This is a genomic window from Enterobacter cloacae complex sp. ECL414 (genome assembly GCF_021869685.1).
Classification (GTDB): Bacteria; Pseudomonadota; Gammaproteobacteria; order Enterobacterales; family Enterobacteriaceae; genus Enterobacter; species Enterobacter kobei.
In genome coordinates this window covers 2,059,701-2,076,525 of the sequence record NZ_CP091481.1, presented here as the reverse complement: position 1 = coordinate 2,076,525, position 16,825 = coordinate 2,059,701, and the positions used below count along the sequence as shown (strand labels likewise).

The 16,825-nt window shown below is 51.6% G+C and carries 28 protein-coding genes and 1 pseudogene; 5 read left to right on the top strand and 24 right to left on the bottom strand.

Features of this window, described 5'->3' with window-relative positions; translation table 11 throughout:
- Positions 1-2: 2 nt before the first annotated feature.
- From terL to L3068_RS09825, 24 genes are all read right to left on the bottom strand, one after another.
- Complete coding sequence (gene terL, locus L3068_RS09940) at positions 3-1,562, bottom strand: phage terminase large subunit (protein WP_236904816.1); 1,560 nt, start codon at positions 1,560-1,562, stop codon at positions 3-5.
- On the bottom strand, positions 1,559-1,888 hold the full coding sequence (locus L3068_RS09935; RefSeq protein WP_236904815.1) for a hypothetical protein: 330 nt from the start codon (positions 1,886-1,888) through the stop codon (positions 1,559-1,561). The genes terL and L3068_RS09935 overlap by 4 nt, the downstream gene beginning before the upstream one ends.
- A gap of 265 nt (positions 1,889-2,153) precedes the next feature.
- Positions 2,154-2,675 carry a Rha family transcriptional regulator gene (locus L3068_RS09930; protein ID WP_236904814.1) on the bottom strand — a complete coding sequence of 174 codons (522 nt, stop codon included), beginning with the start codon at positions 2,673-2,675 and terminating at the stop codon, positions 2,154-2,156.
- Positions 2,676-2,925: 250 nt separating this feature from the next.
- Positions 2,926-3,396 carry a lysis protein gene (locus L3068_RS09925; RefSeq protein WP_236904813.1) on the bottom strand — a complete coding sequence of 157 codons (471 nt, stop codon included), beginning with the start codon at positions 3,394-3,396 and terminating at the stop codon, positions 2,926-2,928.
- The gene (locus L3068_RS09920; RefSeq protein ID WP_117581916.1) at positions 3,393-3,836 is read right to left on the bottom strand and encodes a lysozyme; all 444 of its coding nucleotides are present in this window, start codon (positions 3,834-3,836) and stop codon (positions 3,393-3,395) included. Before L3068_RS09920 ends, L3068_RS09925 begins: the two co-directional genes overlap by 4 nt.
- Entirely contained in the window at positions 3,820-4,161 is a 342-nt protein-coding gene (locus L3068_RS09915) for a phage holin, lambda family (RefSeq protein WP_023311421.1), read from the bottom strand. The genes L3068_RS09920 and L3068_RS09915 overlap by 17 nt, the downstream gene beginning before the upstream one ends.
- Before the next feature lie 361 nt (positions 4,162-4,522).
- Positions 4,523-5,332 (bottom strand): antitermination protein Q, encoded by an 810-nt coding sequence (locus L3068_RS09910; RefSeq protein ID WP_236904812.1) that lies wholly within the window; start codon positions 5,330-5,332, stop codon positions 4,523-4,525.
- A complete protein-coding gene (locus L3068_RS09905; RefSeq protein ID WP_236904811.1) occupies positions 5,332-5,448 on the bottom strand; it encodes a PPVAKH motif-containing phage-derived small protein in 117 nt (38 codons plus the stop codon). The genes L3068_RS09910 and L3068_RS09905 overlap by 1 nt, the downstream gene beginning before the upstream one ends.
- The gene (locus L3068_RS09900; RefSeq protein ID WP_236904810.1) at positions 5,445-5,642 is read right to left on the bottom strand and encodes a Lar family restriction alleviation protein; all 198 of its coding nucleotides are present in this window, start codon (positions 5,640-5,642) and stop codon (positions 5,445-5,447) included. The genes L3068_RS09905 and L3068_RS09900 overlap by 4 nt, the downstream gene beginning before the upstream one ends.
- Positions 5,639-6,244, bottom strand: a complete 606-nt coding sequence (locus L3068_RS09895) for a recombination protein NinG (RefSeq protein ID WP_236904809.1) — start codon at positions 6,242-6,244, stop codon at positions 5,639-5,641. Before L3068_RS09895 ends, L3068_RS09900 begins: the two co-directional genes overlap by 4 nt.
- On the bottom strand, positions 6,237-6,905 hold the full coding sequence (locus tag L3068_RS09890) for a serine/threonine protein phosphatase (RefSeq protein ID WP_236904808.1): 669 nt from the start codon (positions 6,903-6,905) through the stop codon (positions 6,237-6,239). Before L3068_RS09890 ends, L3068_RS09895 begins: the two co-directional genes overlap by 8 nt.
- A complete protein-coding gene (locus L3068_RS09885) occupies positions 6,902-7,072 on the bottom strand; it encodes a NinE family protein (protein WP_236904807.1) in 171 nt (56 codons plus the stop codon). The genes L3068_RS09890 and L3068_RS09885 overlap by 4 nt, the downstream gene beginning before the upstream one ends.
- A complete protein-coding gene (locus L3068_RS09880) occupies positions 7,065-7,514 on the bottom strand; it encodes a recombination protein NinB (protein ID WP_236904806.1) in 450 nt (149 codons plus the stop codon). The genes L3068_RS09885 and L3068_RS09880 overlap by 8 nt, the downstream gene beginning before the upstream one ends.
- Before the next feature lie 160 nt (positions 7,515-7,674).
- The gene (locus tag L3068_RS09875) at positions 7,675-8,409 is read right to left on the bottom strand and encodes an HNH endonuclease (protein WP_236904805.1); all 735 of its coding nucleotides are present in this window, start codon (positions 8,407-8,409) and stop codon (positions 7,675-7,677) included.
- Positions 8,409-8,870, bottom strand: a complete 462-nt coding sequence (locus L3068_RS09870; protein WP_236904804.1) for a DUF551 domain-containing protein — start codon at positions 8,868-8,870, stop codon at positions 8,409-8,411. Before L3068_RS09870 ends, L3068_RS09875 begins: the two co-directional genes overlap by 1 nt.
- Positions 8,867-9,430, bottom strand: coding sequence for a hypothetical protein (locus L3068_RS09865; protein WP_236904803.1), 564 nt, complete (start codon positions 9,428-9,430; stop codon positions 8,867-8,869). Before L3068_RS09865 ends, L3068_RS09870 begins: the two co-directional genes overlap by 4 nt.
- Positions 9,427-10,023 carry a hypothetical protein gene (locus L3068_RS09860; RefSeq protein WP_236904802.1) on the bottom strand — a complete coding sequence of 199 codons (597 nt, stop codon included), beginning with the start codon at positions 10,021-10,023 and terminating at the stop codon, positions 9,427-9,429. Before L3068_RS09860 ends, L3068_RS09865 begins: the two co-directional genes overlap by 4 nt.
- The gene (locus L3068_RS09855) at positions 10,020-10,538 is read right to left on the bottom strand and encodes a phiTE_015 family protein (RefSeq protein ID WP_236904801.1); all 519 of its coding nucleotides are present in this window, start codon (positions 10,536-10,538) and stop codon (positions 10,020-10,022) included. Before L3068_RS09855 ends, L3068_RS09860 begins: the two co-directional genes overlap by 4 nt.
- An 82-nt stretch (positions 10,539-10,620) precedes the next feature.
- The gene (locus tag L3068_RS09850) at positions 10,621-10,971 is read right to left on the bottom strand and encodes a DUF7740 domain-containing protein (RefSeq protein WP_236904800.1); all 351 of its coding nucleotides are present in this window, start codon (positions 10,969-10,971) and stop codon (positions 10,621-10,623) included.
- The gene (locus L3068_RS09845) at positions 10,955-12,328 is read right to left on the bottom strand and encodes a replicative DNA helicase (RefSeq protein ID WP_236904799.1); all 1,374 of its coding nucleotides are present in this window, start codon (positions 12,326-12,328) and stop codon (positions 10,955-10,957) included. The genes L3068_RS09850 and L3068_RS09845 overlap by 17 nt, the downstream gene beginning before the upstream one ends.
- On the bottom strand, positions 12,325-13,410 hold the full coding sequence (locus tag L3068_RS09840) for a replication protein (protein ID WP_236904798.1): 1,086 nt from the start codon (positions 13,408-13,410) through the stop codon (positions 12,325-12,327). The genes L3068_RS09845 and L3068_RS09840 overlap by 4 nt, the downstream gene beginning before the upstream one ends.
- Positions 13,403-13,549 (bottom strand): hypothetical protein, encoded by a 147-nt coding sequence (locus L3068_RS09835; RefSeq protein WP_015571544.1) that lies wholly within the window; start codon positions 13,547-13,549, stop codon positions 13,403-13,405. Before L3068_RS09835 ends, L3068_RS09840 begins: the two co-directional genes overlap by 8 nt.
- A gap of 80 nt (positions 13,550-13,629) precedes the next feature.
- Complete coding sequence (locus L3068_RS09830) at positions 13,630-13,851, bottom strand: CII family transcriptional regulator (protein WP_103786716.1); 222 nt, start codon at positions 13,849-13,851, stop codon at positions 13,630-13,632.
- Positions 13,852-13,891: 40 nt separating this feature from the next.
- Positions 13,892-14,113, bottom strand: a complete 222-nt coding sequence (locus L3068_RS09825; RefSeq protein WP_023296412.1) for a helix-turn-helix domain-containing protein — start codon at positions 14,111-14,113, stop codon at positions 13,892-13,894.
- Between the two features lie 98 nt (positions 14,114-14,211).
- Here L3068_RS09825 and L3068_RS09820 point away from each other — a divergent pair, with 98 nt between their 5' ends.
- The 5 genes and pseudogenes from L3068_RS09820 (at position 14,212) to L3068_RS09805 (ending at position 16,697) form a co-directional block, all read left to right on the top strand.
- The gene (locus L3068_RS09820) at positions 14,212-14,844 is read left to right on the top strand and encodes a LexA family protein (RefSeq protein WP_045269903.1); all 633 of its coding nucleotides are present in this window, start codon (positions 14,212-14,214) and stop codon (positions 14,842-14,844) included.
- Between the two features lie 424 nt (positions 14,845-15,268).
- Positions 15,269-15,481: pseudogene (locus L3068_RS25315) on the top strand (HNH endonuclease); the annotation flags it as partial.
- A 9-nt stretch (positions 15,482-15,490) separates the two neighbouring features.
- Entirely contained in the window at positions 15,491-15,688 is a 198-nt protein-coding gene (locus tag L3068_RS09815; protein ID WP_230201750.1) for a helix-turn-helix domain-containing protein, read from the top strand.
- Positions 15,689-15,799: 111 nt separating this feature from the next.
- Complete coding sequence (locus L3068_RS09810) at positions 15,800-16,426, top strand: Nmad5 family putative nucleotide modification protein (protein WP_236904797.1); 627 nt, start codon at positions 15,800-15,802, stop codon at positions 16,424-16,426.
- Between the two features lie 115 nt (positions 16,427-16,541).
- Positions 16,542-16,697: a hypothetical protein gene (locus L3068_RS09805; protein WP_013095952.1), complete on the top strand. Its 156-nt coding sequence runs from the start codon at positions 16,542-16,544 to the stop codon at positions 16,695-16,697.
- The last annotated feature ends 128 nt before the right edge of the window (positions 16,698-16,825 follow it).

The window sequence follows — 16,825 nt, the reverse complement described above, 5'->3', positions numbered from 1 at the left end:
TCTCAGCTTGCAAGCGCCTTTAGTCTGCGTAGGGCATCACTGCCAAGGAGTAATTCCTCAGTCACGGCGTCGATAAGGTTATCCACGATGTCGTCGTGGTCGTGAGTGTCGTCGTAGGTGAAAGCACTGTGCTCAGCGATAAACTCTGAGGAGAATGAAGCGTCAGCTGGAAGGTAGACACGCTGAGCTTTGACTACCGGCAAAACGTCCATTGCCCGGGTAACTTTGTCTTTGTTTCGCTGTAGAGCGGTTATCTTGATGGGAAGTTTCTTCTCAAGGTTCTGAATAAGAGCCGTGCCACTGGATTTATCTTCAACGTAGATTTTTCTCAGCGTTCCGGCTTCCCGATTCTTACGCCACGCCTGAGAGATAAACGCTTTGAAGTTTGTTTCCAGCTCTGGTGCCTTCCACTTGCCGCGCTCCATGTGGATGAGATAGAGGTCGTCTTTGTACACACCCCACTCGCACAGTACCGACCAGTCGTTATGGTTAGCCGTCTTCTGCGCTGTATCTGCGGTAGTGAATCGGTATTCGAAGCGTTCAGGCTCTGGCTTATCACCGTCAGGTCCGTATGTCTGCCACCAGGAACCATCAAATACGTTGCCGCCTAGCTTGATAGGCTTCTGCATGCCCTGAGACATGAACGTGTATTCATCCGTATCCCATTGGCGACACAGATCACCAACATATTCGTTGGCAGGCCAATATGACCAGTAGCCTCGCATCTTTTCGCTGTCTTTGACGTCATTCCAGCAATGCTCCTGAATCCATTCTGGTAAAGAATCGATATAGGCTTCATCAATGAGCGCAGGGATGATGACGTGCTCGAAGTCGATACCCATTGCTCCAGACAGCATGAATGCACTGCTGTCGTCTGTGTGCAGCCGCTGCTGAATGGCGACGATTGGTGTCGGGTTATCTTTTGACTTATTGGCACGACGAGAGCGGATGGTGTTGGTTAATGTCTGCTGTGCCTTTTTGCGCTTCACCTCTGAGAAAACATCAAGAGGCTTGTCGAAGTCATCAAGGTTTATCCACCCTGAAAATCCCGGCATCTGATAACCGCCACGCGATCCGGTAATCTGACCGCTTGCTGCGCGGCTTACTACTTCGGCTTTAACCTTGCCGTCATCGTTCAGCAACTGCCATTCGTCAGCCTGATTAACGCCCAGCGAGTGAGGCCATAGCGTCTGAAACTCAGCTGACGTGATGATTTCTCGGCTTCTGCGGCTGTTACGCTTTGTCAGTGTGTCGCTGAAGGAGATGTTGAGGTTTCTTACCTTCTGGCAGTTCAGCATTGTCCACACTGGCGCATGGATGCTTAACATCTCGGTTTTCCCACTGCCTGGAGGAACGTTGAAGACAACATTACGGCGTTTGCCGGCAACGATATCTTCAATCACCTGCGCAATGTATCGGTGATGCCAGTTAACTGACCACTTCTCACCCTGCAACAACTGAAAGAATATGCGGTTAAAGGCCAGAAATGAGCGCTCGGACAGGACTTTGATGGCTTGGCGTTCTGCTTCGCTCAAATCTTCCCATTCGAGTATTTGGCTCATAGTTTGCTCAATATGCTGTTAAGCGCCTTTTCGTCTACGGCTACGTTATGGTTGTGCTCAATTGGCCCGCCACCGCTACCTGAATGTTCCATTGGCTGAGTGGCTTTACCGTAGGCGCGATCCATTATTTCTTTTGCTGCTGATACCTTTGCTGCGGCAGGTGCTTCGTCGTCACGTAGTATTTTCACTAACGCCTTAACCGCTTCCTCGCCGTAGGTCTGGGCAATTAGTTTGACGTCTGCAGTCACCTTGTTTGGTGTTCCTTTTTGGCGGCCACCAGTCTTTTGGGTTCCTGCTGGCCTACCTGGTTGCTTCTTAGTAGGCATTTCTATGTCCTTCTAAAATAGAAATTGTCATTATCGAAGCCCCTCGTAAGGAGCTTCTGTAATAACTCTGCTTCGTCTACCGCAGCGCAGATTAGCTGTCATGTGCGTAAACCCGGCGCCATAGATTAAGCGGGTAAATCGCGGTATGACCTGTTATTGATTAACACCATCCACTCGCACGGAGGGAGACCGCTTAGGCGGCGTGGTCTTCGTTAAGATGGTGAGACAGCGACAGGACGACGCGGGAGAAAATTATTAGAGGTAGTTAGCTACCAATGAGGAGTTCTGGCTGAGTGACCTGCATGATGTGTTCATGCTCCAATGCCAAAACGCGCTTCTCTTTCTTCCGCTCGTTCATCAACCGGCTGCCTATCGTGCCTTTCAGCTTTGAGCGCGTTTCTTTGATGGCGTAGCGATGCTGCAATTCTTCACCCATCGCCATGCGCCGGTTTAGCTGCTCGGCCATCCAGTTGAAGGCATTGATGTAACACTCCTTCACTGCGGCAGCTGTTTTGCCAGTGAATCCCATCACTAGCATCATGCATCCGTCGCGGGTGATGTTATACATAGGCTGAACATCGCCATTTTTATCAATGAAATCAATGGGCGCAAAATTGCGCTGGGTGAAGTCATCGGAGCATTTCAGGTTACGTATGGCACGCAAAACGTCTTTGTGTCGCTTGCCAAAGTAATCCGCCACCTTGAGTGATGTGGTGATTATCTTGTTGTCGAGGGTCGTGACCATTTCGCGGAAGTCGAAGGCCGGAATAACTGACGGATTATTCATAGCGTCTTTACCTTTTAGAAAGTGAGCCTGTCTCACAGAAAAGCCGCCCGAGAGAGGTCGCCACCTATAACGGCATTTCTCAGGCTCGCTTACTGAAAGGCTCTCGTTGATGTGCGCGTGAGATGCGCATGAAAAAGCCCCGCTATTGCGAGGCTTGGTTATTCATGTGGTAACGGATGCATGACCCCGGCATTGCAGTGTGGAATGCGTAGGCGGTCTTTCGCCATACGAATACATGCTCACCTCCGTATTATTTCAGGCACTGAGTCCGAACGTATTCCTGCAGGCCGGTCAGTTGCTTTGTGACGGCGGCGATCCCGTCTCTGAGACGCCAATAATTGAGTTCAGCATCTGCTGTAAGTCGAGGGCTTGAGCCATCAACCAGGCCGGAGGATCCGGTGGTTTCGTCTTTGGAGCAGGTGGCGGCGATTTGCAGCCGACGCTTACCAGCGACAACATCAGCACGAAGCCTGTTATTCTCAGCATTCGCATCTGCTAATTCCTTCGTGTATTTGGCATCCAGTGCAGCGACATCACGCTGGCGGGTCTGCATGTCTTTAATGGTGGCGTTAGCCATGCTGAGTTTCTCAGTGGCTTTATCGCGCTGGTCTTTGTAGGTGATAGCATTGTCTCGGTATCGGTTGACGAAGAACGTCAACACACCAATTAGGACCACTACCAGCAATTGCATCCAGTAACGCTTAACCAGCGCGCTAATCATGACAGGAACAGAGCGCGCTCCGCCTCGCGCCGACGGGCCAGGCCATTCAGGACTTTACCACCAGCTTTATTCCAGCGCAGGAACTCATCAGCTGCGCCAGCGTAATCACTGGCGTTGAGTTTTCGCAGGAGCGTAGATGTTGACAAAGACCGGGCACCGAGATTGTAAGTGAAAGACACCAGAGCATCGAATTGCCCCTGAGTCAGATCGACTTTAACCAGGCGGGACACGTCACTTTCGTAGCTGACTAGTCCTGTCTTCAGCAGGCGTTCTGCCGTTTCCTGCTTAATCGTCATCCCGGCGCGGATTGGTTTCCCGTCGACAGGCAGAGTCCAGCCATAGCCGATCGTCCAGACGCCAACGCTGTCCTGGTACGCGGTAAGCCTGCAGCCTTCGAATTGCTTGATCAGGGCAATGCCTTTATCACTGGTTTGCATCACCGCCTCCAAACCGAGAATTAAACACCCGGGAAGCCATAACCTTCACTTGCTCTACGCCAACAAAACCGAGTGCGCCGCCTATAGCAATCGACAGGGACTGCGGAAGGTTGAAGTAATCAAGAGCTGACACAGCAGTAAGGGTCAGAGCTCCACAGATTGCCCCCTCAAGGAGCATTTTCTTCCAGCCGCCACCGCCGTAAGCGATTCGCAATGCGGCCATGGCAACCGATAGCAATACGGCACCCATCGGCGTTTCGCCACGCCACCAACTGTGGAGTAGTTCGATAAACTCCGTCCAGGAGTGGGGATCGTTATGCATTTTCATAGTCTCTAACCTCCGGCTTAAAAGCGGGGGCTGTGTGTTTGAAAGGGGTAAGGCCCTCGGGACGATTTAACAAGTAGGCGTGTCGATGATGGTTCCCGGAGCCTGAAATAAAAAAGCCCGCGACAGGCTGGCAATGTGAGGGTAAGGCAATGTCGGCTCTCTGGCCGAAGGGTCCCAGGTAGTGGGTTCTGTGTGCGGCGTACCGCAAATAAAAAAGCCCAAGGCGTTAACCTCGGGCTTGAATTTTTTTGGCTTCGGAACGACTGAACGGATTCCCAGCGTTAGAGATGAATCTATCCAGTTTTTCCGCGAAATGCAATACCTATTTCCTATATATTTTCAACATTAGGGAAAATTATTTTCATCTCGTTACTTTTGAGAGAATGGCATCAGCCATAGACTCCTGCTTATGGCATTCGGCGACAAGTTCCTCAAAGAGCGGCTGAAGTTGGTCATAGGCCGCCGTTTTCTTTATCTCCGCAACAGTATTAATTCCCTCTATCACCGTTGAGAACTTCAGTCTGGCGTAACCTCTTCCACCGCAGCGGTCACAGGCTTTCATCACCGGAACGCCCTGGCGATCGCTTTCTGCCTTGTCCAACACCTTACCTTTGCCATGGCAGCGACACGAATTGCTGATAACGCCTTTTCCGTTACACGGCTTGCATTTAACCCGCACCACTTCCCGCGCTTCCGTCCAGCTCTCCCAGTCGCTTGGGCGAACGGCACGCGACATTTTCGACCAGTAAGGCGGTTTCCCCCATGGGTATGAGACCTTGTTGGTAAACACTTGCGCCTCTGTAAATCCGCCACCATCACAGCAATCACATTTTCTAGTGCTGGCAGCACTTCTTGAATAATCCTGGTATGCAAAAGCGCAGAGAACCTTAAGCACGCCTGACCGAGCTGATTCATCGAGTTCCGACAGTGCTCTGAATTTACCTGATAACTTACGTGCCTGCTCATAGAGTCTCTCCAGTGCTATATCTGGGCTGCTAATGCCGATTTTCGACAGGTAAAGATTGAAACCAAAGCCGCACTTATGGCCAGCAAGACCAAGAGCAGCCATAACGTCAGTTCCGGTCAGGCTGTCCGATGCGGTTGCCCGGGGAGAGTCACTGAACATCGGTGATTTAGGCGCAAAGTATTTAGCGATTGATTCGAGGTTCATTACGCGGCTTCCTTCTGTGGCTGAGTGGTTTTGGTCTGGCTGTGCTTTGCTACTGGCGGCAGGTTGGCGCGCATAACGCTTTCGGCCTGGTATCTGGCTATCTGGTCGCGGGTCATGCTGGCCTCCGGTTCCATGCGCGGATTGCATCTCGCTTAGTTGGGTAGGTGTCTGTTATCGGCTTAATCAGGCATGGCTTGTTCACGCATCCCGCATAGACACCATCACCATCAGATGCTAATTCCGCTTCACCGCCGCAGAATGGGCAGTTGAGCAGCGATGCCCAGTGCGGAAGTTTGAGGTCGTAAATCATGCTGCCTCCTGCTGTTTGAGGGCGCGAAGTTTCGCCCTGGCATCGGCGCGGATGCCGTCCAGTTCTTCGCGGGTGTAACGGTGGGTTTCGTTATTGGATTCCAGCGCCTGCACTTTCTCTTCGCCGATCAACTCAACCAGAGCAGCGCGATAGGCCTCGATATTTCCTGATTTGTGAACGTTACAGGCGGGGCACTGGACCCATATATTTTCGTCAGTGAAGCGCAACTGAGGGGCTGCGGCCGTAGTGCGGTAATGCCCAGCATGCCAGACAGGCGCCGATTTAGTGCCACACGAAATGCAGCCATGACCGGCGGCCAGAAGCAGATCACGGCGGTAATCGTTAACCACGCGCTGAGTCATTCGCACCCAGTGGCTGAGAGGCTTAACTGCCCGGCGTCGTTCTGCGTGACTCCGGCGCGATTCCTGTTCCTTCCGGCGCTCATCCTTGATGCGCTTGGCCGCCTCTTTCACCTTCTGCTTAGCTCGCAGCTCCAGCGCGTAGATAGCGCCGTGAGCCGGGCAGCACCAACGGACGTTGTCGTACTGCGGGGTAAACTTCTCTCCGCATACCTTGCACTTGCGGCGGGCTGGCTTACGCATGGGCACCACCCTGTACCTGCACCATTGTGAGGTTTCCGCAGAACACGGCACCGGTATCGATATACATCTGGTTGGCGTATTTGACGGGTTCGCGCGCCGGAGTGTGGCCGAAGATAAACAGGTCGGCACCAGTGATTTCTTTCGCCAGGCCATCGTGAGAGTCACTGATGCGATCGCGATTCCAGATGACCATTTCCTCTGGAACCGGCTTGTTGAATTCGTATTCGTTGTGCGGGTAGTCAGCGTGGCAGATAACGATTTTACGTTCAGCGGTAACCAGCTCGATGACGAGTGGCAGCTCAGTTGCTTTGTGAACCAGAGCCTTAGCCAGCACTTCTTTGTCATAGTCGAGATTGAAGAACCAACCGCCACCATTTACCAGCCAGTGATTGACGTTCCCATACTCCGATAGCCCATCAATCATCATCTGCTCATGGTTTCCTCGCACAGCCCGGAACCACGGCATAGTAATCAACTCCAGGCACTCGACGTTTTCCGCGCCGCGGTCAACAAGGTCACCAACCGAGATCAGCAAATCACGCGCCGGGTCGAACGAAGCTTTTTCGAGCTCACTCATCAGCAGCGTGTAGCACCCATGCAGATCGCCCACGACGAAGATATTGCGCCAGTCAGCGCCATTAATGCGTTGATACATGCTCATGCAGATTTTCTCCTCGCCGCGAGACGCAGCCATTTCTGATCCACCAGGCTGGCGGTGTTGTCTTTCAGGGTCGGGATGTCGGACGGCTTAATCGCGGGCTTACGCTGGCGGCGCGCCGGAACGTTGAAGATGTGATTTGTGATGACGCGTGCGAGAGTATTAGCCACGGGAAGCCCTCCACTCTTGCGCCCAGGCGATGCGCTTACTGGATGCCTTGGAGAACTTCACGCCGCGTTCGGTACCGAACCAGTAAATCGCCTCGATAACGTCGACCATGTAGCGCTTGCTGGATTTGGATGTGCGGACGCCGAAATAAACGCGGCCGCCGTTGATGCCCGGCGCAGATTTCTGTTCCTGGTCTTGAGTCTGGTTTACCAGAACGGTGATGAGGTCCTTCCATTCTTCGCGGGTCAGCTTTTCTCCGTGCCAGACAACCTGGTCAGACAGGTCTTTCAGCAGCGGCCACATCAGACGGTTTTGCTTGTCGGTGCGGGTCTCTTCACGGGCCTCGACAACCATCGGCGAGCGAGGGTTTACCGGCAAGGTGCGAATGTACGCGATGAGATTGTCTTTAACGGTGTCGTTAACGATGCAGTAGTGCTGTTTCATGCACCACCTCCGAGAGGTAACGCAGAATGCAGAAAATCGCAGGTGCATTTCTGCATCTGTGACAAGGTGAGGAGTTCAGATTGTGGTCGCATTTAAGTCCCCTTAAATGCGCAGAAGTCACCGCCGGGTGTTCAGACCGGCGGCAATTGATATTGTATAATCAGATTCCGTGGTTTGCGAATTCTTTGTGCACTTTATCCCTGAGCCTAACCGCAGCTTCTTGCGCAGAGGTAAAGTCACTGAACCGACCTCCATAGAACCTCTCTCCATTAAACGTCACCGCTACTTCCCATTTTTTCTCGCTTTCGCGGTAGGAGACATTTTTAGCTCCAGACGTATTCGTCTTCCTGAGGCCTATATTAGCGATGTTCTGCTCATGCGTTGCCTCCCTCAGATTTTCTATCCTGTTATTTCTGGTATTGCCGTCAATGTGATCAATTTCCGCTGGCATATATCCATGGTGGATCAAGAAAATTATCCGATGGCCAAGATAATTCTTCTTCTGCAGCATTACCTGCAAATATCCCCTGCTGTTGATAACACCAGCTTTTTCCCCTTCCAGAACATTACCCCTGGACACCTTCCAGAACAGTTCTCCATTACGGTATTCAAAAATCTCCCTGGCTGTGTCCGGAGTTAACTCCCATTTTGTTTTCGGCGCCGTTTTATTTGAAAGTATTCGAAGTTCTTCTGGAACCACACAAATGCTACGGTGCATGTTTTTTGTTGTTTTAAGGTATCCTTTTTTAATCAGTACATTAACAAAGTTATTTGCTCCTGCGTGGACTATGCCTCCTGCACCAATGGCAATTTCTGCAACAGTAGGTGATACGCCATTCTCGGCTATATAGTTAACTATGAAATCAAACACATCCCGCTGTCTATGCGTCAACATCACTTCACCTCCTGCTGCGGTGCTGCTGGCAGAGGCATCCAGTGGGTTGGCTCGCAATAACAGTCGAATCCGTGATAATACTCACGCCCACCCTTGTATGTTGCCGTTTTTACTGGCGGGTCATTTGACTCACTGGCACGAGGCCGGAAAACTATGACCTTGCTTCCCTCCTCAGGCATCCGCTCACTGCAAGCCACCCAACCATCCGGAATCAACGGAGAGTTGAGAGAATCTCGCTCTGCCTGAATCTTCGCGGCGTCGATTTCACCCAGGCTGCGAATGACTGCCAGCCCATCGCGCAGCGTCGGAATATTTTCCGGAATATTTTGTTGTGCGTTTTGTTGTCGATTTGCAGCTCGCTCAGCCTTCAACGACAGAGCAAGATACTGCTCCATCGACGTTTTGGCTCCGGCAATAATCTCGTCAAGCACATCATCAGTCAGGTCTTTATCTGTCATCATCGCAGTATATCCTTCACGCCAATTAACCCCTTCCGGCTCAAGTAGTCCATTGCATCGCTTTGTAACTTGCTGTCAGGACTGGCTTTTCTCAGTGAGTGGGCTAAACGCTTAATCCACATGACCAATTCGTCCATTTTTTTGGTGTCCTCATTAGTGAGGGCACCATCGGCACCCTGAAGCATGGCGGCGCGGCAGGCGTTCCAGATATCCCACGCGAAGTCTTTCATCTCGTCATCCTGCGTGAGAGGATGGGTGGACGATGACCAGATTTCCTCAAAATCGCTGTATCCAGATGGCAAAGCTACCGGCGCTGGCGGCGCGGTGCGATACAGAAGCACATCACCCATTTCTTTTCTGGATGCCGGCCATACGTCTGCATCGGAGCCAGATTTCAGATAATCAAGATTGGACTGGTCGATTACGCACACAGGCTCCGCTTCGAGCGATGCCAGCGCAATACGCGCCAGTTCATTCAGGATTGCCACATCAGCGTGACCGAGGGTGTAACCAGCTTTCAAATCGGCAACTGCTTGGACGGCATGTTTGTCGATGTTGCTCATTGGGCGGCCTCCTTGCGGATCGAGTTGATGTATGCTTTGAACGCGTCGGCATCATCGCGACTGGTCCCCGCATGATTATCGCCAACAGTCCATGTTGCCTTGGCTAATCCACCAGGGAATCGAAAGTAAACCGTGATGTCTTTCTTGTACCCGATGTAGGCCGTGACATCGGTAATGCCTGGAAACTTTTCCTTCGCTTTCGCAATGGCTGCTTGCTCTGCCTCATGGGTGCGCTTGAGCTCTGCTTCACAATCAAGTCGATGATTAACCCAGCGCGCCTCGCACTCAATGTCGCAAAACGCGGCATTTCCTTCCCACACGCGCCGCTCTGTCTCGTCATCAACGTGACAACTGCAGTAGGCACATTCTTGCCAAAAACCAAACTCTTCAACCAAATCGCGGGCAGGCACATGGCCCTGTTCTGCGTATTTATCAGCGCCAGGGATGCGCTTGCAGGTTACGCAGTTGAATTCCTCTTCCAGTTCGTTTGCGCCCTCACGGCGAGCTGCGACGTTTGTTTTAGCAAAGCGGATAACGCCATACTCGTCACCCTGGACGTGGTACGCTTTTAACACTTGGATTGATTTGCTCATGCTGCACCTCCCTGGCGAAGCTGGGCGGCGAACTGGTCAGCTGCATTAGCTTGAGCTTCGGCAATAGCATCAAAGAAGGCATCGTCACCTTTGCGACGCAAGACTGCGGCAAACATCTCCACACCCTGCGCCCGCACTTCAGCCAGGAAAGCCTGGTACGCAGGAATCTGCAACACCGCCAGTGAACGAATCATTTTCTGCACTTCCGGCGGGCATTGCTCATAGTGTTCGTCTGTGATGAACACGGCGTCGTTGTGAATTGTTTCAACTGCACTCAGCTCCGCAGCCAGCGCCGCGCACTTGGCTTCGAGTTCGGCGACATGGCATCGTGCATCAACATCGTTGTTTTCTGCGGATTTGAGTTTTGCATCCAGACCTTCACGGCTCGCCTGCCATGATTGCCAGAGCTGTTTAGTAAACTGGCTTTTATATTCCCCTCTAAACAAGTCAAAACGGTCTTTTTTGAATGGGAAGTTAGAATCAACCCATGCTTCAAACGCTTCTCTGCTGCTCATACTGATGCTCTCCCGCCCCTGACAGAAGCCAGGCACTGATTGAATAGGTTGTTAAGAGGGTTAGGTGTGCATGTGAATTTACTCATGCCGCCTCCTCGCTAAATTCGATAACGTCTTCTGCCGTGATATCCAGTTCGCGCATCTCGCGCCCCAGCGCCTTCTCCATCCGCTCTACGCATCCACGAATGCGGGTCATCTGCACTTCCGGGAACTGGCTGCGGCTCATTTCAGTGAGAGTGTTGAACAGGTTGCGGTTCTTAGCTTGGCGGGCTTTAACCTTTGCGCAGGCCCGGAGAGATTCGCCGATCTTGCGACCGTCAGCACGGGCTGCTGCGCGGCAGAGTTCAAGTATCAGAAGCGTTTCAGGGAACTCACGGTACTGTGAGTTCATGATGATTTGCATTGCCGTTGAGTCGTTAGCACTCGTAGTCATTTTCAATCTCCTGCTGCTCGCTATGCGTGAACGCCACCGGATCCAGCCCGGAATAGCGGCTGCTGAAGTGGTAGGTTTTCTCTGCGCCGGGGGCGTGGCGGGATTTAACGCAGATGATTTCGGTGATGCCTTTCAGTTCGGTGTTCGGGTTGTATTTCTCATCCCGGTAGATCATGAAAATCACATCGGCTTCCTGCTCGATAACACCGGACTCGCGGAGGTCAGCTGCGACCGGGCGCTTATTAGCACGTTCTTCGACCTTACGGTTAAGCTGAGCCAGTGCGATGACCGGGCAACGCAATTCTTTCGCCAGGTTCTTCAGGCCGGTGGCGATCTCCCCTACGCTGCGGTTCATGTTCTCAGGGTCAGACATGCGCATCTTCTGGAGGTAATCGACAATGACCACACCAAGTCCACCCAGTTTCTTGCTCATTCGCCTGGCTTCCGCTCGCACCTGATGAACGCTGAGGGATGGCTTGTCGTTGATATAGATCGGGGCTTCGATGAAATCCTTCATGCAGTGGCCGACCTTTCCCCAGGCACCATCCATCACGCCGCTCTGCTTGCTGAGTAAATCCTCTTTGCTTACCCGTGCCCGGTGGAACGCGACACGTTCGGAGATCTGATCAACTGGCATTTCCAGGCTGAAGAACAGCACAGGCTTTTTGTTTTTCAGGCCGACTGTCTCGGTCACGGTGGTGCTGAACATGGTTTTGCCCATGCCAGGGCGCCCGCCAACGACGATAAAATCGGTGTTATTGAATCCCCCAAAAGCGCTATCAATGGTCGCCATGCCCAGCTCGGTTTTGTGCTTCCAGATATCACCGCTGATAATCGACTGGATAGTCTCTAACGACATGTCGATCCCGGTGGTGATGTGTTCAGTTCCGTAGTCAGCGCTGTGCTCAATTCCAGAGATGTCGGCCTGAATGTTGCCAATGATGTCAGCAATACCCTCGGTAGTTGGTTCAGATAGCTTCTGGATCCCAACCTGCAACGCCTGGGTCATGCGGCGGCCAAGGTACATTTCACGAAGCTTTTCGCAGTAGGCCGACAGGTTGGCGAAAGACGGAGTGTTTTTGCTGCATTCAGCCAGGTAAGCGAAACCACCCGCACTCTCAAGCACTCCACGCTGCTCAAGGTCGCTGGTCAGCGTAAGCAGGTCTATCTTCGAACCGGATTCGTTGAGTCGCTTATAGGACCGCAGAGCCACCTTGTGAGGTGTTGCTGTGAAGTGGTCCTCAGTCAGCCCCTCAATCGCGTCAGTCGCCATGTCAACGCCGTCTGTGCGGCCCGCTGCGAGCATGATCCCGCCGATGACGGCCTGCTCAACGTACAAATCGATAAAACGGCTCATGCTTTGACTCCCTTGCGCTCACGGTGCTCGTTGATGGCCTGCTCGTAGACAGATCCCCAGTTCTTCGGATTCAGTATCCAGTCGAGAGTCAGCCATGGCTGATCGCCTCTGGTGCCGAACAGGGAAGACTTGCTAATCAGCTCGAAGGCCATTCCCATGTGCTTCAGTTCTCGCCAGTTGCCCTGGGTGGTTTTGCCGTTCCACACAGCTTCCAGGTCTCGATAGGCCGGACGGCGGCGGTTCCACTCATGCAGTGAAACGGCCTTTGAAGGGAATTTTTCATTCCAGAGCTTGATGATCTCTTCGTGCGGACAGGCTGCCGGATTGCTTCCCTGGCCATCAGCCCATATCAGGGCGTCTGACAGGTATCCATCAAAGCGGGTCATACGGCACAGGTTCTCTGGCTTGAAGCTGTGACCCCAGTTCACATGGGCCCAGCGGATAACGAGTTTCAGCTCTTCAGCGGTGTAGCACTGGTCTTTGCTCTTCACCGTGGAGAGAGCTTTCTCGAAAGGCGCCAGTGCAGCACAACGACTACCGGTTAGCTCGTTGAAGTAATCCATCACTTCCTGAGCGAGTGAGTTTTCCCCCTGGGGGGATTTAGGGGGATCATTTCTTTCTTTCTTTTGAATAGTTTCTTTTGTGTTTAGCTGAGTTGGCTTATTGGTATTAGCTGACTTGGCTAATGTTTCATTAGCTGTTTCGGCTAATGATTTGCCATTTTGGCTAATGCTGAAATTCCAGTCAGAAATCACCTTATTCACCCCGATCGCCAGGCCGTTGGTAACGATGATGTTCATTGCAATCATCTCGTTCTTGGCCTTGCAGACGTGCGTATGGTGAATGCCGGTCATTGCTGCAATCTGGGTATTGGTAATACGGTCAAACTTTTTCCCGAACCCGTAAGTTTTGCGGATCACCGCCAGAACGACCTTCAGCTGGCGAGCCGTTAAATCAGCAGCCATAACCGCTTCCAGCAGCTCGTTAGCGATGCGGGTATACCCATCATCGATATCTGCCACCTGACGCTCCACGACCGTTACAGACGGTCTGAAAGGTATTACTTTTGCGAGGTTATCCACGACCACTCTCCTTACGTTTCAGTTCTTCCAGGATGGCGCGCATCTTCTCTGCCACAATCGGGTTAACCGAGCGGATGAAGCGGTCGCGGGTTATGTTTTTATGTACAGCGGTATGGTAATAGCGTGGATTTTTTGCCATTATTCCTCCTGCAACTACTCTCGTTTTTGCACCTGAAAGCCGTTGGTGTTCCAGCACCGCGGCTTTTCCCCTTTCTACGTTCATGCTTCAAAATCTCCTTTCAATCCATCCCGATTAGAAATCAGGATGGCCAGCAGCAGAGACATGTTCGGTACCAGGTTTTCCCGCCACCGGCTTACGGTTGATTTGTTCACGCCAGCTACTTCGGCGATCCTGGTTGTCCCAAGATCTGCGATTTGCCGCTGCACCCAGCTCTCAATTCGTCGTGCCTCCGCTTTGTTGCGTGTCGTTAAGGTTTCCATTTGCGATACTTCCTCTGAATTAATTGGTTATGGCCGCCGGTCAGGCGGCTGTTGATTTATTTGGCTCGTCGCCAAAGAGAAGCCATTCAGGCTCGCACTTAAGAGCGCGAGCCAGCTCAACCAAGTAACGCGGGCGCTTTGTTGTCCCAGCCTCAATGGCCTGGAGAGATTGCTGTTTCATGCCAGCCAGCTTCGCCAGCTGATCCTGCGACAGATTCATCTCTTCACGTTTTTGCTTGAGTCGTTGAGAAATTGTTTCCATATCTCCTCCACAGTTTTATCTGTATTCTCTGACAGTTATTTCTGTTTGTCAATTACAGTTTTAACTGTGATTATCAGGGAGGACAGAGAGAGGTATTTATGAGCCTTGCGGATCGCGTAAAGCAGAAGAGAATTGAGCTGGGGTTAACCCAGGCAGAAGCAGCTGAAATGGCCGGTATACGGCAGCAATCCTGGCAGAGCATTGAAGACGGGAAAACACTTAAACCTCGGAATATAATTGGTATAGCCAAGGCTCTTAAATCCGATGCTGACTGGCTGATGAATGGCGGCGCCTTTATGCCGGTGGCAGAGGTTAACAGCAGGAGAGTTCCGTTGATAAGCTATGTACAGGCAGGTGCCTTAGCTGAAAAAAATCCCATTGAGGCTTTCGACGGGAACCTCGAATACATCCTCACGGACTCTGATATTTCTGAATATACCTTCGCGCTGCGCATTGAAGGCGATTCGATGGAGCCTGACTTCAAGGCAGGGGACATTATCATCGTTGACCCGGAGATTGAGCCAACGCCAGGTGAGTTTGTGGTTGCCAGGAACGGCGGAGCACAGGCAACCTTTAAGAAATACCGCCCAACATACATTGACCCTATGGGCTGCCAGCACTTTGAGCTGGTCCCCCTAAATGATGATTATCCTGTCATTAACAGCGATCACCAGCCATTGACTATCATTGGCGTTATGATTGAGCATCGCATCTACCGCAGAAAGCGATAGCATCCCTCCTCCTATAAAAAATCACCGGCTCAGGCCGGTTTTTTTTCGCCTGAACAAAAATATTTTCCATTCAAATACAGAAACATATGTATTTAGCGCCATAAAATACAGTTTTGTCTGTTGACGATAATACAGTTTTATCTGTATCTTTACCCCATCGAAACGAAACATCGACAGCTGAGCGAAGTTAGCCAGCGGCGGACAGCAAGTCGCCTGCTTTTTAACAACATGCAGATTTACAGCGTCAATGACCTGTTATGACCCCTACACGTAAACGTGCTGTATCACCGGGTGCGATCCGGTCGGTGAGAGAGTATCCCCGCGCGAGAGCGAGAACGGCGTGAGAACGGGCAACACTGGCAGGGAGTTGGCGCTGACTACACACGAATACTTAACCTAATGATTTTTATCAAAAGAGGTCGATATGTTAAGTGCATGTGTCGAACACAAACAGAACAGAAAATACGGAATTACCACGACTAAGGTTAACGGTAAAACGGTATCAATAAAGCTTCACAGGAAGGCTTATTGCGAGGCAAACGGACTCACATTGGATGACATTCGCGGCTTAATTGTTATGCACGAGTGTGACAACCCAAAGTGTATCAATCCTTCTCACCTACGAATTGGCACCCATCAGGACAATATGAGTGATATGGCACTTAAGGGTAGAAGTTGTCACCGTCACGGCGAGTTAAACCCAAGAGCGAAATTAAGTAGTTCTGACGTTGATGAAATAAAACGGCTTAAGGGAAAGAAAACGCAAAAACAGATTGCCGATATGTTCAACGTCAGCAAATCACATATCGGCAGAATTCAGAGGGGCGATCGCTGGGGTGGTTAACGCCACCTTGCCGCACCGGAATGGTTTGCTGCTCAGTTCCCGAACATCGGGGAAGCTTTACCAGCAGCTCTTTGCGAGGGGCTGACGGTAAATAAAGAGAGAGGTGAGGGTATGTCTTCAACACGATTAACAAATGCTTTCCGGGAGCGCATCGCAAAGAACGCGCTGATCAAATCAGGTGTTATCGCAGAGCTTGAGGCTCTCCAGGTTAAGCGGCACGAGATTGCACGTGATGCCAGGGTGTTCGCGTTTGGCGGGAAAGAGAAAGCTGAAAAGCTTGATCGGCTTTACGAAAAGTTCGAGCGGCTCGAAAAGGAAATAACTGATTCAGGAGTTTCAATGTACAGCTCCGATGGCAAGAGCCAGAACATTTTTATCTCCATCGGTGGAAGGCGGCTTGGGTGGTGCTCATATGGCGATGACAGCGAGGGATCAGGCATCAAGCTTCTTACTCCAGCTCGAGATCGCTGCATGTTTGCGGCTGACCACGAGATTGCTACACGGTTCGATGAAGTTTTCGCGGCAGAGGCAAAACTGGAAGCTCGCAAAAAAGACATCGAAAGCACGGTATGGGCGGCACTGAACTCGGTCACCACCACCAAGCGGCTGATTGAAGTCTGGCCTGAGAGCAAAGAGCTGATCCCTGACGGCGTAGACACCGCCAAGCAAACACTCCCGGCGCTGAAGGTTGAAGACCTCAACCGTCTGATCGGGCTTCCTACAGAACAGGCTGCTTAACGCGGCCTTTTTTACGCGGGTAACGACAGAGGGTAAGGCGATGGCAATAGATGCGACGTTAAAAGTTAAACAAATTAACTCTATTAACCCATACGGCGACGGATGGAATAGGCATATGGAAATCGATATCGACAGTATCGAGTTAGTTGAATGTGTTAAGCCGGAAGAAATTATTTCTGAGTACACGGCGGCATCACTTCTTGATGCAATGGATGAATCTGATGTGGTTCGCTGGCTTGAAAACGAAGGTTACACAGTAACAAACGATTGACCCGCTCCGGCGGGTTTTTTATCGGGCATACCTCAGTCGCTTCACCGAGGCGGCTTAGTTATGACAATCGGCGGCCATCCACCGCCCATTGAAACACTGAATAAATGCGTTGAAGTCTTGTATTAACC